The 17,927-nt window shown below is 66.4% G+C and carries 15 protein-coding genes; 4 read left to right on the top strand and 11 right to left on the bottom strand.

Features of this window, described 5'->3' with window-relative positions:
• Nucleotides 1-134 precede the first annotated feature (134 nt).
• The 4 genes from ACL9RL_RS15435 to dut all read right to left on the bottom strand — a co-directional run bounded on the left by ACL9RL_RS15435 (nt 135) and on the right by dut (nt 4,974).
• On the bottom strand, nt 135-2,951 hold the full coding sequence (locus tag ACL9RL_RS15435) for an aconitate hydratase (protein ID WP_422781157.1): 2,817 nt from the start codon (nt 2,949-2,951) through the stop codon (nt 135-137).
• 165 nt (nt 2,952-3,116) lie between these two features.
• Complete coding sequence (locus ACL9RL_RS15430) at nt 3,117-3,875, bottom strand: DUF3159 domain-containing protein (RefSeq protein ID WP_422781156.1); 759 nt, start codon at nt 3,873-3,875, stop codon at nt 3,117-3,119.
• An 8-nt stretch (nt 3,876-3,883) separates the two neighbouring features.
• Entirely contained in the window at nt 3,884-4,504 is a 621-nt protein-coding gene (locus tag ACL9RL_RS15425; protein WP_422781155.1) for a DUF3710 domain-containing protein, read from the bottom strand.
• The gene (gene dut, locus ACL9RL_RS15420; protein ID WP_422781154.1) at nt 4,501-4,974 is read right to left on the bottom strand and encodes a dUTP diphosphatase; all 474 of its coding nucleotides are present in this window, start codon (nt 4,972-4,974) and stop codon (nt 4,501-4,503) included. The genes ACL9RL_RS15425 and dut overlap by 4 nt, the downstream gene beginning before the upstream one ends.
• A gap of 38 nt (nt 4,975-5,012) precedes the next feature.
• Between dut and ACL9RL_RS15415 the strand changes: the two genes are divergently transcribed.
• Complete coding sequence (locus tag ACL9RL_RS15415) at nt 5,013-5,459, top strand: DUF3093 domain-containing protein (protein ID WP_422781153.1); 447 nt, start codon at nt 5,013-5,015, stop codon at nt 5,457-5,459.
• Here ACL9RL_RS15415 and ACL9RL_RS15410 read toward each other — a convergent pair.
• The gene (locus tag ACL9RL_RS15410) at nt 5,456-5,749 is read right to left on the bottom strand and encodes a DUF4193 domain-containing protein (protein ID WP_422781152.1); all 294 of its coding nucleotides are present in this window, start codon (nt 5,747-5,749) and stop codon (nt 5,456-5,458) included. The two genes, ACL9RL_RS15415 and ACL9RL_RS15410, sit on opposite strands and share 4 nt — an antisense overlap.
• A 199-nt stretch (nt 5,750-5,948) precedes the next feature.
• Here ACL9RL_RS15410 and sepH point away from each other — a divergent pair, with 199 nt between their 5' ends.
• Nucleotides 5,949-7,115 carry a septation protein SepH gene (gene sepH, locus ACL9RL_RS15405; RefSeq protein ID WP_422781151.1) on the top strand — a complete coding sequence of 389 codons (1,167 nt, stop codon included), beginning with the start codon at nt 5,949-5,951 and terminating at the stop codon, nt 7,113-7,115.
• Between the two features lie 31 nt (nt 7,116-7,146).
• On the opposite strand, the gene ACL9RL_RS15400 is transcribed toward sepH, so the two are convergent.
• Nucleotides 7,147-8,292, bottom strand: a complete 1,146-nt coding sequence (locus ACL9RL_RS15400) for an alkaline phosphatase family protein (protein WP_422781150.1) — start codon at nt 8,290-8,292, stop codon at nt 7,147-7,149.
• An 86-nt stretch (nt 8,293-8,378) separates the two neighbouring features.
• Here ACL9RL_RS15400 and ACL9RL_RS15395 point away from each other — a divergent pair, with 86 nt between their 5' ends.
• Nucleotides 8,379-10,865, top strand: a complete 2,487-nt coding sequence (locus ACL9RL_RS15395) for a DNA gyrase/topoisomerase IV subunit A (protein ID WP_422781149.1) — start codon at nt 8,379-8,381, stop codon at nt 10,863-10,865.
• 122 nt (nt 10,866-10,987) lie between these two features.
• Here ACL9RL_RS15395 and ACL9RL_RS15390 read toward each other — a convergent pair whose 3' ends face one another.
• The 3 genes from ACL9RL_RS15390 to ACL9RL_RS15380 all read right to left on the bottom strand — a co-directional run bounded on the left by ACL9RL_RS15390 (nt 10,988) and on the right by ACL9RL_RS15380 (nt 15,395).
• Nucleotides 10,988-12,592 carry a DUF222 domain-containing protein gene (locus ACL9RL_RS15390; RefSeq protein ID WP_422781148.1) on the bottom strand — a complete coding sequence of 535 codons (1,605 nt, stop codon included), beginning with the start codon at nt 12,590-12,592 and terminating at the stop codon, nt 10,988-10,990.
• 165 nt (nt 12,593-12,757) lie between these two features.
• Complete coding sequence (locus ACL9RL_RS15385; protein WP_422781147.1) at nt 12,758-13,216, bottom strand: NUDIX hydrolase; 459 nt, start codon at nt 13,214-13,216, stop codon at nt 12,758-12,760.
• A 100-nt stretch (nt 13,217-13,316) separates the two neighbouring features.
• Nucleotides 13,317-15,395: a DNA gyrase/topoisomerase IV subunit B gene (locus ACL9RL_RS15380; RefSeq protein WP_422781146.1), complete on the bottom strand. Its 2,079-nt coding sequence runs from the start codon at nt 15,393-15,395 to the stop codon at nt 13,317-13,319.
• 161 nt (nt 15,396-15,556) lie between these two features.
• On the opposite strand from ACL9RL_RS15380, the gene ACL9RL_RS15375 reads away from it, so the two are divergent.
• Nucleotides 15,557-15,787, top strand: a complete 231-nt coding sequence (locus tag ACL9RL_RS15375; RefSeq protein ID WP_422781145.1) for a DUF7455 domain-containing protein — start codon at nt 15,557-15,559, stop codon at nt 15,785-15,787.
• Nucleotides 15,788-15,913: 126 nt separating this feature from the next.
• On the opposite strand, the gene ACL9RL_RS15370 is transcribed toward ACL9RL_RS15375, so the two are convergent.
• Both ACL9RL_RS15370 and ACL9RL_RS15365 read right to left on the bottom strand, forming a co-directional pair.
• Nucleotides 15,914-16,666: a type 1 glutamine amidotransferase gene (locus ACL9RL_RS15370; protein WP_422781144.1), complete on the bottom strand. Its 753-nt coding sequence runs from the start codon at nt 16,664-16,666 to the stop codon at nt 15,914-15,916.
• Nucleotides 16,663-17,925 (bottom strand): MurT ligase domain-containing protein, encoded by a 1,263-nt coding sequence (locus tag ACL9RL_RS15365; protein WP_422781143.1) that lies wholly within the window; start codon nt 17,923-17,925, stop codon nt 16,663-16,665. The genes ACL9RL_RS15370 and ACL9RL_RS15365 overlap by 4 nt, the downstream gene beginning before the upstream one ends.
• Nucleotides 17,926-17,927 lie beyond the last annotated feature (2 nt).

Genomic DNA, 17,927 nt, shown 5'->3' with positions numbered 1-17,927 from the left:
TGGGCATGCCCGTGGCGCGGTGCGCGTTCACCTGTTATGCGCATCGTCCGGTCGGTCAGCGGATCTGCGCGATGCAATGGCAGAGGGCCGGACCCAGCGGCGCTGGATCCGGCCCTCGAGATGGTGCGTGCAGCTTAGACGAGGCTCCGCAGCACGTACTGGAGGATGCCGCCGTTGCGGTAGTAGTCGGCCTCACCAGGCGTGTCGATACGGACGACCGCGTCGAACTCGATGGTCTCCTTGCCGGCCGGCGAGTGTTCGCTCGGCGCTGCGACGACCTTGACCGTCTTCGGGGTCACACCGTTGTTGAGCTCCTCGATACCGGTGATCGAGACGACCTCGGTGCCGTCGAGGCCGAGCGACGCCCAGCTCTCGCCTGCGGGGAACTGCAGCGGGACGACGCCCATGCCGATGAGGTTCGAGCGGTGGATCCGCTCGAAGCTCTCCGTGATGACGGCCTTGACGCCCAGGAGGCTCGTGCCCTTCGCAGCCCAGTCGCGGGACGAACCGGAGCCGTACTCCTTGCCACCGAAGATGACGAGGGGGGTACCTGCCGCCTGGTAGTTCTGCGACGCGTCGTAGATGAACGACTGCGGAGCGTCCGCCTGCGTGAAGTCACGCGTGTAGCCGCCCTCGACGCCGTCGAGGAGCTGGTTCTTCAGACGGATGTTCGCGAAGGTGCCGCGGATCATGACCTCGTGGTTACCACGACGCGAGCCGTAGGAGTTGTAATCCTTGCGCTCGACACCGTGCTCGTCGAGGTAGCGACCTGCCGGGCTGTCGGCCTTGATGTTGCCGGCCGGGCTGATGTGGTCGGTCGTGACCGAGTCGCCGAGCTTCGCGAGGACGCGTGCACCGGCGATGTCGGAGACCGGCGTGGTCTCCATGGTCATGCCCTCGAAGTACGGGGGCTTCCGCACGTACGTCGACTTCTCGTCCCACTCGAAGGTCGCGCCCTCCGGGGTGGAGAGCGAACGCCAGCGCTCGTCGCCGTCGAACACGCCGTTGTACTCGTGCGTGAACATCTCCTTGTTGATGGAGGAGTCGATGGTGTCCTGCACCTCGGCCGCGTCGGGCCAGATGTCCTTGAGGAAGACGTCGTTGCCGTCGGTGTCCTGTCCGAGCGCGTCGACCTCGAAGTCGAAGTTCATCGAACCGGCGAGGGCGTAGGCGATCACGAGCGGCGGGCTCGCGAGGTAGTTCATCTTCACGTCGGGGTTGATGCGACCCTCGAAGTTGCGGTTTCCGGAGAGGACCGCGGTGACGGCGAGGTCGTTGTCCTGGACGGCGGTCGAGATCTCCTCGAGCAGCGGGCCGGAGTTGCCGATGCAGGTCGTGCAGCCGTAGCCGACCGTGTAGAAGCCGAGGTCCTCGAGGTAGGCGGTCAGGCCGGCCTTCTCGTAGTAGTCGGTGACGACCTTGGAACCCGGGGCGAGCGTGGTCTTGACCCACGGCTTCGCCTTGAGGCCCTTCTGGCTGGCGTTGCGGGCCAGGAGGCCGGCTGCGAGCATCACGGAGGGGTTCGACGTGTTGGTGCACGAGGTGATGGCAGCGATGGCGACAGCACCGTGGTCGAGCGTGAAGTCCTGACCGCTGGAGAGCGAGACAGCCGTCGGCTTGGAGGCCGTGGTGGGTGCGTGGCTCTTGTGCGTGTGGTGGTGGTGGTTGTGCTCGTCCTCGTCCTGCGGCGTGGTTCCCGCCGGGTCGGAAGCCGGGAAGGAACCTGCGCCGACGAGGTCGACGATGTCGTGCTCGACCTGTGCGTAGTCGTTGAGGTCGCGCTCGAACTGCGACTTCGCGTCGCTCAGCTCGATGCGGTCCTGCGGGCGCTTCGGGCCGGCGATGGACGGTACGACGGTCGCGAGGTCGAGTTCGAGGTACTCGCTGAAGACCGGCTCGGTCTCCGGGTCGTGCCAGAGCTTCTGCTGCTTCGAGTACGCCTCGACGAGGGCGACCTGCTCGTCGCTGCGGCCCGTGAGGCGCAGGTAGTCGAGCGTGACGTCGTCGATGGGGAACATCGCGGCGGTGGAGCCGAACTCGGGGCTCATGTTGCCGATGGTGGCGCGGTTGGCGAGGGGCACCTGGGCGACGCCTGCACCGTAGAACTCGACGAACTTGCCCACGACGCCGTGCTTGCGCAGCATCTGCGTGATGGTGAGGACGACGTCCGTCGCGGTCACACCGGTGGGGATCGCGCCGGACAGCTTGAAGCCGACGACCTTGGGGATGAGCATGGAGACGGGCTGGCCGAGCATGGCCGCCTCTGCCTCGATGCCGCCGACGCCCCAGCCGAGCACGCCGAGGCCGTTGACCATCGTGGTGTGCGAGTCGGTGCCGACGCAGGTGTCCGGGTAGGCGCGGAGCACGCCGCCCACCTCGCGGGTCATGGTGACGCGGGCCAGGTACTCGATGTTGACCTGGTGGACGATGCCGGTTCCCGGCGGGACGACCTTGAAGTCGTCGAACGCGGTCTGGCCCCAACGGAGGAACTGGTAACGCTCACCGTTGCGCTCGTACTCGAGCTCGACGTTGCGCTCGAGGGCGTTCTCGGTGCCGAAGAGGTCGGCGATGACGGAGTGGTCGATGACCATCTCGGCCGGTGCGAGCGGGTTGATCTTGTTGGCGTCGCCGCCGAGGGTCTCGACGGCCTCGCGCATGGTGGCGAGGTCGACGATGCAGGGCACGCCGGTGAAGTCCTGCATCACGACGCGCGCCGGCGTGAACTGGATCTCGGTGTCCGGCTCGGCGGTGGGGACCCACTCGCCGAGGGCACGGATGTGCGCATCGGTGATGTTCGCACCGTCCTCGGTGCGGAGCAGGTTCTCGAGCAGGACCTTGAGGCTGAACGGCAGCTTCTCGTGGCCGTCGACCGTGTCGATGCGATAGATCTCGTAGTCGGTCTCACCGACGGTCAGGGTGTCTTTCGCCCCGAAGCTGTTCACCGTAGACATGATGTCTTCTCCTTCATTGGCGCCGGCGGATGCACACGTGCCCTGCGATCAATCTTGCTGCGGCGGACCACTCCGCGGCTAGCAAGGCTCACCTAACTCCGTGCTGCTCGGACCTCTGCCCGAGCGCCATGCAACTATCTTGATGTCAAGACAATTCTAGCAGCTTCACAGCTTCGGCTCGTCCGCCTGCTTCTCCGCCTGCGGCTTCTGGAACACGGCCCTGACGACGAGCCAGGTCAGCACGAGGAGCGGGGCGTACAGCGGGATGCCCATGAGCAGTCTCGTCGCACCGAGGGCGTCGACGTTGCCGCTGTAGTAAAGAGGCAGCTGCACCGCGAGTCTGGCGATGAACATCGCGGCCCAGACGAGCGTGAGCCACCGCATGGCCCGTCGCTGACCCGGGTGGGTGCGCCAGGTGGTTCCGACGCCGAGCAGGTATCCGGCGATCAGGCCGATGATCGGCCAATCGACCATCACGGAGACGAGCAGTCCGAGGGCGTACCCGCCATTGGTCCAGAACCCGGGGACGTAGTAGTCCTCCGCGCGCCCGGTGAACAGTGCGAGCACGGCGGAGAGCGCGATGCCGAGGAGTCCGCCAATCGCCTGGGTGAGCGACTGCCGCTGCACCAGACGGGCGATGGCGAATCCGACGCCGATGACCACGGGCGCGATGAGCGAGGGGATGAGGTCGCGGGTGAGCGAGTACGCCACCAGGAAGACGAGTCCTGGGAGGATCGCCTCGATGAGACCGCGGATGCCGCCCATCGCCGAGAGCAGCGCCTTGCCCGTCGGCGCGTCACCAGAGGCGAGCGGCGCGAGGCCGGAACTGCGTGCCGCCTGGCTCAGCGCATCGCCGAACGTCGCCGGCCGCTTCGCCTGCTCCGATTCCGGCCGGGCGTCATCACCTGGAGAAGAAGTGCTCACAGCTCGCCCTACGCGCTGGTCGCCGTCGGCATCCGCAGCGGGATGAGCTCGCGCGGAGGCATGGGCGTGTTGCCGCGCACGACGACGATGCTGCGGAACAGGTCGTCGACGAGCGCTGCGGACTCCGGCTTCACCGCTCCGTCACCCGCGACGACACCGCGGAGGAACCAGCGCGGGCCGTCGACGCCGATGAAGCGCGCGATGTGCGTCGCGTTCGCGCCAGCTGCGCCGCCGGACGGGACCTCTGCGATGAGCTCCGGACCGAAGTCGCCGTCCTTCTCCGTGACCTTGCCGCCCTGCGAGGCGATCTGCTCGGCGATCTGCGCACGGGTCTCGTGCCAGAGACCGGTCGACCGCGGTGCCGCGAACGGCTGGATCTGCAGCGTCGAGCCCGCATAGTCGAGACCGACGGCCACCACGCGCTTGGTGCTCTCCTCGACTTCGAGGCGGAGGTTGAGGCCCTCGCGCGGGAGCACCTTCACTCCCCCGAGGTCGATGTATGGCCGGACCGGGTTGGCTTCGCTCTCATCGAACGGGCCCTCGCTCTCGCGGTCCTCCGGCGCCGACTTGTCCTCATCGGGCAGTTCGGCCTCCGTGTCCAGCTCTGGAAGGTCTTCGAGATCGCTCATGCCATGACTCCTGTCTGTCCGGCGTCCGTCGTGAACGCCGCCGTGCCGGTCGAGCCGAAGCCGCCGGCCCCTCTGTCGCTGCCCGGGAGCTTCTCGACGGGGATGAACCTCGCCCGAGCAACCGGCATGATGATGAGCTGAGCGATGCGATCGCCGGCCGTGACGGAGTACGGTTCGGTCCGATCGGTGTTCAGCAGGGTGACCTTGATCTCGCCGCGGTAGCCGGCATCGACGGTCCCGGGTGAATTCACCACGGTGATGCCGTGCTTAGCTGCGAGTCCGCTGCGAGGAACGACGAACGCCGCGAACCCGTCAGGGAGGGCGATGGACACGCCAGTGCCCACGAGCGCACGTTCTCCGGGCTCGAGAGTCAGTGTCTCGCTCGACAGGAGATCGGCCCCGGCGTCGCCCGGGTGTGCGTAGCCGGGGATCTCCGGCGCGATAATGAGTACGTCAACGCTTTCGGTCACGAATCGAGGGTAGTGCAGAACTCTGAGACAAGGCATACATGCAGCCCTACCGTGAAACACTCTGGCCCAGCATCTGGGTCTTCGCCGCACTCGCGCTGGTCATTCCAGCGACGATGCTCGTCCTCGCCCCGGTGTCGTTCATCGTCGGGGTCATCGGGGCGGTGGTCCTCTACGCCGGGTGCGTCGGGATCGCCGTGCTCGGCGCTCCGAGGATCGAGGTGCAGAACGGAATCCTGCGCGCCGGTCGGGCGTCGATCCCCGTCGAGCGTCTCGGTGAGACCGTCGAATACGACGGGGAGGCCGCAAAACAACAACGCGGGCCCCGTCTGGATGCCCGCGCCTGGCTACTCATCCGAGGATGGGTGTCGCCTGTTGTGAAGGTCGCCGTCGTTGACGACGACGACCCCACTCCGTATTGGTTGTTGTCGACCCGGTATCCGGATCGTCTCGCCGCCGCGATCGCGACTGCGAAGGAAGCCGTCTAGGCTGCGCACTCCGCGCAGATCGGGCCGAGCTTCGTCTCGTGATCGAGCTGCGAGCGGTGCTTCACGAGGAAGCAGTTCACACAGGTGAACTCGTCCGCTTGCGGCGGGAGGACGACCACATCGAGGTCGAGGTCCGAGAGGTCGGCCCCGCCCAGGTTGTAGTCGCCGGGGTTGTCGGCATCCTCCGAGTCGACGACTCCGGACAGCTTGTCTGGAACGCGCTCCTTGAGGGCCTCGATCGACTCGGAATCGTCGTCAGTCTTGCGGGGAGCGTCGTAATCAGTTGCCATGCCTATCCACTTCTCGATGCCGCCGGAACAAAATCGGCGGGCACAGTTTGCATCAGTTCCGCATGAATTGCAAACCGCATTTTCACAGGGTGGCGGAACCTCTGCGTGCAACTGACGGCACGCCCGGTCTATTCCCCGGATATGCCCGTCATCCATGAGAACGTGGGTACATCACGTGGCGCGCTGAAAGGCATTCATCATGCAGGATTTGAAGGTTGTCGGCTCGGAGCTCGGAGCTCTGATCGTGGCGAATCAGAACGAAGAGGAGTTCCGACTCATCGTCGACGATTCCTTCCACGTCCACCTCCGTCGGGCCAAGCCCGTCGGGCCGGTGACCGGCGCGGCCGTCAAGATCAGTCCTCGGGAGGTGCAGGCGCACATCCGCGGCGGCCTGTCGGCCGAGGACGTCGCAGCGGTGACGGGTGCATCGCTCGAATACGTACAACGCTTCGAGGGTCCCGTGATCGCCGAGCGCGAGCACATCGTCGGCACCGCTCTCGGTGTTGCCGTGCTCCCCACCACCGACGGCACGAGCGATGACACGGACGCGACGTTCGGCAGCGTCATCCGGGCTCGCCTCGAACGCCTCGGGGCGACGGGTGAGCGCTGGACGAGTTGGAAGGACGCGGAGGGCGGCTGGATCGTGAAGCTCGCCTTCACGGCCGACCAGGTCGAACACGACGCCAGGTGGGCCTTCGAGCCGAAGAAGCTCGCGCTCGCGCCCATCGGCAGCGAGGCGACGACGCTCTCCCGCCAGGGCGACATGCCGGCCGGCCTCATCCCCCGCCTGCGCGCCGTTGACCTCAACGACTCCGGTCCGGACACCTCCCGCTTCGACAGCGGCGCGTTCACGATCGACAACGACCTCACCGACGGACTGCGCGGCGACGCGCTCGGCGAGGCGAAGGACGGGCTGCGTTCCGCGACTCCCGAAGTCTTCCGGGCTCCGGAGGGTTCGACGCTGACCGAGACGCCCTTCGGACGCGGCACCTCCTCGAAGGCTGCGACCCAGGCCGCCATCAACCGTGAGGCAGAGGTTTCCTCGCAGCCGAACCAGACCGCAGACCTCCTCGAGGCGCTGCGCAAGCGTCGCGGTGAGCGCGAATCCGCTCCGACGGTCGACGACGAGCCCGGCACGCTGACGCCCGTCACTCCGCACACGAGGCAGACACCTCAGACCGGCTCGGTCTTCGGCGCGGGCGTGTTCGACACGGCCGAGTTCGAAGCCGCCCGCGAACAGCGCGCAGCAGAGCCCGAGGAACCGGCCCAGCCCACCAACGGCAAGGCACAGCGCAAGGGACGCGCTTCGATGCCGTCGTGGGACGAGATCGTCTTCGGTGCGAAGTCGGACGACGACCCGGTCTAGCCCTCTCGACCCGCACCCGCCGGTGCGGGTCTCAGCGCGAGTACGCGCCCAACGGGATCAACGGGATGCGGCGTTCGTCGTCGGTCAGCGATCCGTGCTGCCCGATCATCGACCGTGAGCTCTGATCTGCCGGACGTGAGTCGTAATAGGCGATGCGCTTGCGGGCTGCCACGATGACGTCGCCGATGCGCGGAAGCACCTCTGGCGAGACCTCACCGTACCAACCGGCGTCGATCGCCTGCTCACGCGTGAGGATCCAGGATCGGTGCCCCTCCGCCTCATTCCAGCGTGCTGCGAGATCGAGTCGATCCGCAGGAGTCGCCTCGCCGTCCTGGTAGAGGTGCAGGCATCGAGGTTCGCCGCCGACATGGCGCACGCCGTCGACGAGCGCCGGGATCTGGTCGAAGAGCACCTGGCCGGTCTCCGGGACGTCGACGACGCCGTGATCGGCGGTGAGGAACGCTCCGACGCGCGCAGGCAGGCGCTCCGCCCACTTCCGGACGTCGCCGTCTAGTTCTTCGAAGTGCGCCGTCCATCTGGGCGACTCCCACCCGTATTCGTGCGCCGTCTGATCGAGTTCAGGCACGTAGACATACGTGAGTGTCGGAGTCGTCGCCTGTGAGACGATGCGCCTCGCGACATCGAGCCGGTCGGCGATGCGCTTCCCGGCGTGGTACTCGGCGCCGCGAAGGACGGCGTGGGTGAACCCGGACGAACGATAGCGTTCCTGCCCGACCACGTGCGCCGCGACGCCGAGCGATGCCGCGCGTTCGAACACCGTCGGCACACGCTGCCACTCGGCCGGGCGCATCCCGTCGTCCCAGCCGCTCAGTTGATTCACGACCCGGTCGTTCCGGAGGTCGCGGGCCCGATAGCTGACGAGGCCGTGCCCGCCCGGCCAGACGCCCGTTGTGAGCGACGCGAGGTTCGCAGCCGTCGTCGAGGGGAACACGGACACGGTCGTCGACGCCGAGGTGAGCTTCGGCGCCAGGAAGCGCGCGTACGCAGCCCTGGCGCGCAGATTCGACGCACCGAGTCCGTCGACCAGGATGACGATCGCGTGATCGACCCTCGGAAGGGTCGTGCCTCCCGCAGCGGTCAGGGAGGCGAGGCAATCGGGGAGCACATCGGCAAGGCTCCGCGCGTGCGGATTCACCGTCGGTAGCATGGTGGTCATCGGGGCAAGTCTCGCACACCGTGCGTCCACCCGTCCGGCCCGCGCCGAGCACCAACACCAGAGCCCAACCCCACAGAGACACCGGAATGACCCGTAAACAGCAGATCGTGCCCCCTGAATCGAGTGGCGAACGGATTGAAGACGTCGACGTCTCGTCCGAGATGCAGACCTCCTTCCTCGAATACGCGTACTCGGTCATCTATGCGCGCGCCCTGCCGGACGCGCGCGACGGCCTCAAGCCGGTGCAGCGGCGCATCTTGTACCAGATGACGGAAATGGGGCTGCGTCCGGATCGCGGCCACGTCAAGTCGGCGCGTGTCGTCGGCGAGGTCATGGGAAAGCTGCACCCGCACGGTGACACGGCCATCTATGACGCGCTCGTGCGCCTTGCCCAACCGTTCACGCTCCGCGTCCCGCTCATCGACGGGCACGGCAACTTCGGCTCGCTCGACGACGGCCCGGCCGCCCCCCGATACACGGAGGCACGCCTCGACGCGACGGCCATGGCGCTCACCGAGGACCTCGACGAGGACGTCGTGGATTTCGTCCCCAACTACGACAACCAGTTCATGCAGCCGTCCGTGCTGCCGGCAGCGTTCCCGAACCTCCTCGTCAACGGTGCCAGCGGCATCGCGGTCGGCATGGCGACGAACATGGCGCCGCACAACCTCGTCGAGGTCATCGGCGCTGCGCGGCACCTGCTGTCCCACCCGAACGCGACCCTCGAAGACCTCATGGAGTACGTCCCGGGTCCCGATCTGCCCTCGGGCGGCACCATCGCGGGTCTCGACGGCATCCGCGATGCCTATTCGACGGGCCGCGGTGCGTTCAAGACCCGCGCCAAGGTGTCCGTGGAGAGCATCACCGCGCGTAAGACGGGTCTAGTCGTCACCGAGCTCCCCTACCTCGTCGGGCCGGAGAAGGTCATCGAGAAGATCAAGGACGGCGTCAACAACAAGAAGCTCAGCGGCATCTCCGATGTCACCGACCTCACCGACCGCACGAACGGGCTCCGCCTCGTCATCGGGATCAAGACCGGTTTCTCCCCCGAGGCCGTGCTTGAACAGCTCTACCGTTACACGCCGCTCGAGGACTCGTTCAGCATCAACAACGTCGCCCTCGTGGAGGGCCAGCCGCAGACCCTCGGGCTGCGCGAGCTGCTCCAGGTGTACGTCGCGCACCGCATCAGTGTCGTGACGCGACGCAGCAAGTTCCGTCTCGCCCGCCGCAAGGAACGCCTCCACCTCGTCGAGGGCCTCCTCATTGCCATCCTCGACATCGACGAGGTCATCCAGGTCATCCGGGCGAGTGACGACTCCGAGCAGGCCCGCGTCCGATTGATCGACGTCTTCGACCTGTCGCAGCTGCAGGCCGAGTACATCCTCGAACTCCGACTGCGCCGCCTGACGAAGTTCTCGCGCATCGAGCTCGAGGCGGAGCGCGACAAGCTCAAGGCCGAAATCGCCGAACTCGAAGCACTCCTCGGCAGCGAGGCCCGCATCCGTGTCGTCGTCTCCGACGAGCTTGCGGACATCGCCGAACGTTTCGGGACGCCCCGCCGCACGATGTTGACGAGCGCGAAGCCGAGCATCGCGGCGAATTCACGCAGCAAGACCGCGCCCGTGCTCGAACTGGCCGATGCGCCGTGCCGCGTGTATCTGAGTGCGACCGGTCGCATCCTGCGCGTCGATCTGACGGAGGACGGTCCTGAACCGCGTCACGGCCGCCGGAGCAAGCACGACGCGATCCTCAGCACGATCGACACGACGAGCCGCACGGAACTCGGAGCGGTGACGAGCCTCGGCCGGCTCATCCGGTTCACGCCCGTCGACCTGCCGGTGGTTCCGACCGCGTCCGTGCAGCTCGCCGCCGGGGTGAAGATCGGCGAGTACCTGTCGTTGCCGAACCGCGATGAGCGTGTGCTCGCGATCGTCTCGCTCACCTCGAACGATGCGATCGCCCTCGGAACGCTCAGCGGCATCGTAAAACGCGTCACCCCTGGCGACTGGCCGAACAAGCCGGACTTCGAGCTCATCGGGCTGAAGCCCGGTGATCATGTCGTCGGTGCGGCGCAGACCACCGACGACGCCGAGTTGGTCTTTGTCGCGTCCGACGCGCAGTTGCTGCGATTCCCGGCGTCCGCCGTGCGTCCACAGGGACGCCCGGCCGGCGGTATGGCCGGCATCAACCTCGGAGCGAAGGCCAAGGTGATCTCGTTCAGCGCGGTCGAGTCCATCGACGACGTCATTGTGGCGACGGTTGCGACGAGTTCGCTGACGCTCGCCGGTACGGATGCCGGCAGTGCGAAGGTGTCGGACTTCACCGAGTTCCCGCCGAAGGGTCGTGCGACGGGCGGTGTCCGCGCACAGCGATTCCTGAAGGGCGAGGATCAGCTCTCCGTCGCGTGGGTCGGCACGGCGCCCGCTCACGCGATCGGCGTGGATGGTTCTCCTCGGGTGCTGCCGGAGTCGGGCGCGAAGCGTGACGCCTCTGGGCAGGTCGTGGACGGACCGATCGGCTTCATCGCCGGTGCGATCGCTCCCCCAGTGGCAGCCGCTCCTCCTGTGGAGTAGCTTCCCACCGGTCCCTGAGTCTGTCGAAGGGCCACACCGCCGGTCCCTGAGCCTGTCGAAGGGCCACGCCGCCGGTCCCTGAGCTTGTCGAAGGGTCCACCCCATCACACCCAACAACCAGATCACACCGCAATTGCTGAGCCGTCAGAGTCATCATCCCAGTGGGGTTCGCGATGAACGGCCCCACCAGGACGCGGTTCGAGCGGACACCAGTCCGGCGGATCTGGTTCGGTGGTGAACTGCCGGCCACTGGGAGAGATCCAATGGAGGACCCCACCGGAATCGTGCTTCAACGTCCAAGTGGTGTCGTGCTTGAGGTGATGATGCTTCGGACACAGGTGGGCGAGATTCTCCACTGACGTCTCTCCCCCTGCGGACCACGCGATCGTATGGTCGAGATCACAACGCCTTGCCGGACGGGTGCATCCCGGCGCCCGGCAGTGCGTGTCTCGGATCATCAACGCCCGTTTGAGATCCGGTGGTGGCTTGTATCGGTCTCGCCCGACGGACAGCACAGCCCCGGTTTCCGGATGGGTGAGGATTCGGGTGAACGATTTCGCATTCGCCGTCAGCCGAGCGGCGGTTTCAGGATCGATCGGGCCATACCCTTCGAGCGATCCCGGCTGGTCACCATGTCCGAGCAACGTGAGCACCGGCACCGTGATGTGCACCGTCGGCACGATCCGTCGAGTGATCTCCTCGATCTCGGGTAGCGTCACGGGATGCTGACCTGCTGCCGGACCGCTCGTCGCGACGCCGGTCGCGGGATCGCTTCCGTCGGTGTGGTCGCCGCCACCGGAGCCCTTGAGCGCTCGGTCAGCGGTCCGGGACGAAGTGGCGCCCCAGACCGGCATTTCATCGAAGTCGAGGGTTGAGGTCGAGGGCTGACCAGCCGAAGCGCACACAGACAACGCCTGCTCGGGTTTCTGCATGTTCTTCTGCACCAGAGCGTGCACTTGAGCCTGCACCCGAGCCACCTCGCCGCGGAGGGCTCCAGAGCCGTCGGTGCATCCGAACAGCAGGAGGTTTTGGGCGTGGTCTGTCATCAATTGGCCGCGCGTGCGACCATCGCACGCGGCACGTGCATCTGCGGTGAGGGCTTCGAGGCGTCCGAACGCGGCACTCGCGATCGGCGCGGTTGTGAGGATCGACAGCCATGACATCCCGTCAACCGCCGGAGTCAATGTGACATGGCGTTCTTGCCGTGCTGCGAGATGGCGTGCAACTATCGTCCGCGGATGCATCTTCTCCCGCAACCGTCTGGCCGCCTGCCGCAGCTGCGCTGCCGTCTGAACTCTCGCCAGCGGCAACACCCGCGCTTCGAACGCCGCACGATCAGCGGCAGCCACGTCACCCACCTGATCGACGATGACCCGCGCATGACCGGCCGAGATCTCGCCTGCAGCCAACGCAGCCAAGGTGCAGGGCAACTGCCCCACCAACACCTCGGCCTCACTGATGCGCTGCACGATCGTGCGCTCAGGTACCCGCGTGGCAGCGGACAACTCCGCCTGCAACGACAACCGCGCCAACTCCCTGGCGCGGCCAGGTGACGTCCCGGCGGGGATCACCGTCTGAGCCGTCAGATCGGCCACCTGGGCAGCCTGCGCGAACAACGAGGCGATCCGAGCCTCAGCCGCAGCGATCCCCCGCTGCTCGACCACGATCTGATCACCGAGGCTCGTGATGAGCTCCGCGACCTGATCTGCGTTCGAAGGAATGTCCACACATCAAGAATACCAGATGGGCATCTTTCCGAACAGGTATTCGAGCATTCTGTGGAAACCGAAACCTCCGAAGAGCGACACTGAGGAGACAGGAAGCGTCCGCTTCTCCGGTTGCAAGCGGGCGACGGATTGTCCTTCGTGCGGAGAATGGTCACTTTTGGACCTTCACACCGACAACGGGTACCAGTGCCTGTCGCGGACTGGTGACAGCTCGTCCTGGATGTCCACCCAAGTCCCATCGATGCGCGGAGTCCCGCCACTCACCCACACACCGAAATGCGCGAGCGGCGTCGGCCACGCGTAGTCAGCCTCGGGTGCGTCAACGACGTTGCGCACCGCACCGATGAACCGCACGGTCGCGTCTTTACCAACGACCGATTCAACGAGTGAGTGGATGGCAGCTCGACCATCATGGTCAGTGACAGCTGTGGGCTTCATCGGAAGATCCAGTCTGCCGTCGGTACGCGGAACGCAGAAGACACGATCTGCATCGCGCAGCAGCAGCCGGACGACACACATCGGGTGCGGCGGGGTGTCGCTCCGCACGACGTCAGCGTGGCTACCAGGCGGAAGCCAAGGCGCATCGTGCGTCACGTGTACAAGCGTTTCGTTTCCGTCAGGCATCACGTGATCGTAGCGAACCGAACCGCTGAGACCCGGCTCACGGACTCACACGGCACCGCTGAAGACCCGTCACCGGACCGTTCAGCGTGCTCTGATGCACCTAGACGTCGATACTCTCCCGGGAGAGCTGGTCGGAACTGTCGATGATGAACTCCTTGCGCGGGGCGACGTCGTTGCCCATCAGGAGCTCGAAGACTTTCCCGGCCATCTCCGCATCCTTCACGTTCACTCGACGCAGCGTGCGCGCACGGCGATCCATCGTGGTGTTCGCGAGCTGATCCGCATCCATCTCACCGAGTCCCTTGTACCGCTGGATCGGCTCCTGGTACTTGCGGTTCGTCCGTTTGAGGCCGGCGAGCACCCCCTGGAGCTCCGCCTCGGAGTAGGTGTAGATGGTCTCGTTCGGCTTCGAGCCGGGATTGATCGCGACCACGCGGTGCAACGGCGGCACGGCCGCGAACACACGGCCGGCTTCGATCATCGGCCGCATGTACCGGAAGAAGAGCGTCAGCAGCAGTGTGCGGATGTGCGCGCCATCGACATCGGCGTCGGACATGAGGATGATCTTGCCGTAGCGTGCGGCTTCGAGGTCGAAGGAGCGGCCGGAACCGGCGCCGATGACCTGGATGATGGACGCGCACTCCGCATTGGAGAGCATGTCGGAGACGGACGCCTTCTGCACGTTCAGGATCTTGCCCCGAATGGGCAGGAGTGCCTGGTACGAGCTGTCACGCGCGACCTTCGCCGTCCCGAGCGCGGAGTCGCCCTCGACGATGAACAGTTCGCTCGACTCGAGGTCGCCGGAGCGGCAGTCGACGAGCTTGGCCGGCAACGAGGAGTTCTCCAACGCGTTCTTGCGACGCTGGGTCTCCTTGTGCGTGCGGGCCGAGATGCGCGACTTCATCTCTGCGACGATCTTCTCGAGGACGAGCGCCGTCTGCGCCTTGTCGTCGCGCTTCGTGGACGCGAACCGTTCCTTGAGCGCGCTCTGGACGACGTTGGCGACGATGGCTCGCACGGCAGGCGTACCGAGGATCTCCTTGGTCTGACCCTCGAACTGCGGCTCCTGCAGGCGCACCGTCAACACGGTGGTGAGCCCAGCGAGCACGTCGTCCTTCTCGAGCTTGTCCGAACCGACCTTCAGTCGCCTGGCATTCTGCTCGACCTGCCCACGCAGGAATCGCAGCATGCCCTGGTCGAACCCGAGTTGGTGCGTCCCACCCTTCGGCGTTGCGATGATGTTGACGAAGCTGCGGGAGACGGTCTCATAGCCGGTGCCCCATCGGAGCGCGATGTCGACCTCAGCCTCACGCTCGACCTCGGTGGCGATCATCGCGCCGCCGGGCGACAGGACGGGGACGGTCTCCTTGAACGTCCCGGTTCCCGTCAAACGCCAGGTGTCCGTGATGGGGGTGTCCGTTGCGAGATAGTCGACGAACTCCGAGATGCCGCCGTCGTACCGGTACGGCGTCTCGATGGGCGTCTCACCGGTCTCGTCGCGGATCGTGATCCCGAGGCCCTTGATGAGGAACGCGGTCTGACGCGCACGACCGAGGAGTTCCTCCGCCTGGAAGTGCGTGCCCTTGGTGAAGATCTGACGGTCGGCCCAGTAGCGGATGCGCGTGCCGGTGACGCCCTTGGCGACCTTCCCGATCACGCGGAGCTCACTCTGGTTCTCGAACGGCGTGAACGGCGCATCCGGTGTGGGGGCACCGGTGTCCGCGAAGTTGCCCGGCTCTCCCCGGTGGAACGACATCGCGTATGTCTTGCCACCGCGGTCGACCTCCACGTCGAGACGCTCGGAGAGTGCGTTCACCACCGAGGCGCCGACACCGTGCAGACCACCGGACGCGGCGTAGGAGCCGCCGCCGAACTTCCCGCCCGCGTGCAGCTTCGTGAAGACGACTTCGACGCCCGACAGTCCGGTCTTCGGCTCGATGTCGACCGGGATGCCACGCGCGTGGTCACGCACCTCGACGCTGCCATCCGCGTGCAGGATGACTTCGATTTCGTCGCCGTGTCCGCCGAGCGCCTCGTCGACCGAGTTGTCGATGATCTCCCAGAGGCAGTGCATCAGTCCGCGGGAGTCGGTGGAACCGATGTACATGCCGGGACGCTTGCGGACCGCCTCGAGGCCTTCGAGGACGGAGAGATGCCGTGCGGAGTAGTCGCTGCTCACGTCTTCAGCGTAACCTGAGCCACCGACCCATCCAGGATGACACTCTGCTGCGAATATCTACGCGTAAAGCGAAATACACGCGGAATGGGGCAGCAATGCCGGGAACGCGTGGTTACATGTGTACTACGAAGTTCGTAGCCGCAAAGTGTCAGGAGGAGCACATGTCACAGACAGCCACAGAGAGTCCGGCCAGTGACCTCGACGCCCAGCATCTGACCGCAGCAGATCGTTGCGACCTGTGCGGGGCGCAGGCGTACATCCGTGTGGAGATGAACAGCGGCGAGCTGCTGTTCTGCGCCCACCACGGAAAGAAGTACCAGGAGAAGCTGACTCAGGTCGCCACGTCGTGGCACGACGAGTCCAGCCGCCTCTTCGAGGAACAGCGCGCCTAGACCTCTCCCCCAACCTCCGATCCGCGAGTGGCTCCATGCCACTCGCGGATCTCTGGGTTAACGAGCAGGATCGCCCCACCGCGCGAGCAGTACTCGGCAGAGGGGCGATCCGAAGCAGAGTGCGCGTCAGTGCGAGAGCGATGCCACGATCTGATCGCGCGCGTGTGCCGCATACGCGTCGAGTGCATCGAGACGCGCGTCACTCACCTGCGCACCGTCGTGCGCGCCGCCCGCGAGGACGAGCGCCTGCGCGAGCACGTGATCGGCGAGCACCGGGTTCTTCGCGAGCACCGGGCCGTGCAGGTGCGTTCCGATGAACGCACCGACGATCGCGCCCTCGGAGCCGTTGCCGTTCCCACGGCCGTGTACGGTCCTGCCGAGCGGCGCCACACCGACACCTGGCGTGAAGTCCCGCGCGTGGTTCTCGTAACCAACGAGACGCGTCCCAGCGGGGAGCTGCCCGTCGGGGAGCACGTCGACCACCAGATCGTCGCTCGATCGCCGTTCGCGCAGCGGAGACTCCCCTGAGACGATGCCGAGGCCCTCGACCCACTCGCCGCGAGTCATCTCGACCCGCTCGGTGAGGAGCTTCCAGCCGTTCGCGACCGCGACGATGGGGACTCCGGCCTCGACGGCGGCGATGAGACGCGCTCGGAACGGCAGGAGTGCTCCGAGCGTCGCGGCGAGCGACGGATCGTCGCACGAACCCACGACGATGGCGTGGACGTCCTCCGGCAACTCGGTCGGCGCGTTCGCCGCGATCACGGACGCGTCATGGCCCCGCCATCGAGCACGGACCGCGAGCACGGCCGCGTTCTCGGCGTCGCCGTTGGCGTTCAGTCGGGTCGGCAGGAGCGATGCGATCGCGATCGTGGTCATACTGCGTCCTGTTCGCTCGAGGTGAGTCCGAGGTGGGCTCTGGTCTTCCGCATCGAGTCTGCGGTGAACACAACCGTCTTGCGCCCGTGCGATGGAGCCGGCAGCGCGAAGAACGCATCGAGCGCCTCAGCGAGGTCCGGAACCACCCGGTCGATCTCGACGCCGTCGTAGCCGAGCTGCAGGGCGGCCTCCCATGCCTTCAGACCGGAGACGATCGCGACCCGGCCGAGCCGAGCGGTGTCGACGGGCCACAGGTAGGACGGGTCCCGCACGTCACTGCCGATCGCGAACAGGATCTGCTCCGTGTCCGGTTCCAGGCTGTCGACGTTGAGCTGAAAGCTCGCCGGGTTCTGCACGAGGACGAACTCCACCTCGTGTCCGCGGACGGTCGTGACCTCGCCCCGGCCGAACACGGGCGAGAGCGTGCGGAACGCCGAGGCGGCCCGTTCAGGATCGAACTCGTCCGCGAGGATCGATGCGGCCCCGGCGATGGCCGTCGCCGCGTCGACCGCGTAGTGGACGCCGCGGGCGGGGAGTGTGATCTCCAACGGTTCGCCGCGGTGCACGATCGTGGTGGCCGTGCCGGAGAGCGTCTGCACCACGGTGCCGAGTGCCGGGTCGACCCGGACGGCGCTCGTCTCGGTGTACCCGAGTCCGCGCGGACTGGCCGCCAGGACCTCGGGAGAGACGCCGTACCGTTCACGGCGTGCGCCGGAGTCCTGCGCAAGCGTGTCCACGAGCGCATCGTCGCCGTTCAGGACGAGCGAGCCGGTGGAACGCGCCGCAATCGTGTCCAGCATCCGCTGGACCATCGCGGAATCGTGGAACCGGTCGATCTGATCGACCGAGACGTTCGTCAGGATCACGTGCTCCGGTGACAGCTGCGGCGCGATGAGAGCCCCGTGACCCTCATCCATCTCCAGCACCCCTAGCTCAGCGTCGATACGGCCGCTCAGGTCCGCTCGTTCGAGCAATGCCGAGGTGAGCCCCTGGCTGATGTTCGCCGTGGACGGGTTCGTGAAGACCGAGACGCCGTGCTCGCGGAGGATCGCGACGAGCATCTTGGTGGTGGTGGACTTGCCACTCGACCCGCTCACGATCACCAGACCACGAGGGAAGGAGTTGAGCGTGCGCGGGAGGAATCCTGGGGCGAGTCTGTTCACAACGAGGCCGGGTACGGCAGAGCCCCCGCCCGGCTTGCGCAGCCGAGCGAGGGTTCTGACGAGCCGACCGACGAGGATCGCCGGGGCGTAGCGCACGG

Source organism: Plantibacter sp. Mn2098 (genome assembly GCF_049319745.1).
Lineage (GTDB): Bacteria > Actinomycetota > Actinomycetes > Actinomycetales > Microbacteriaceae > Plantibacter.
The sequence above is the reverse complement of the archived record's forward strand: the minus strand, read 5'-3'. Positions and strand labels throughout refer to the sequence as shown.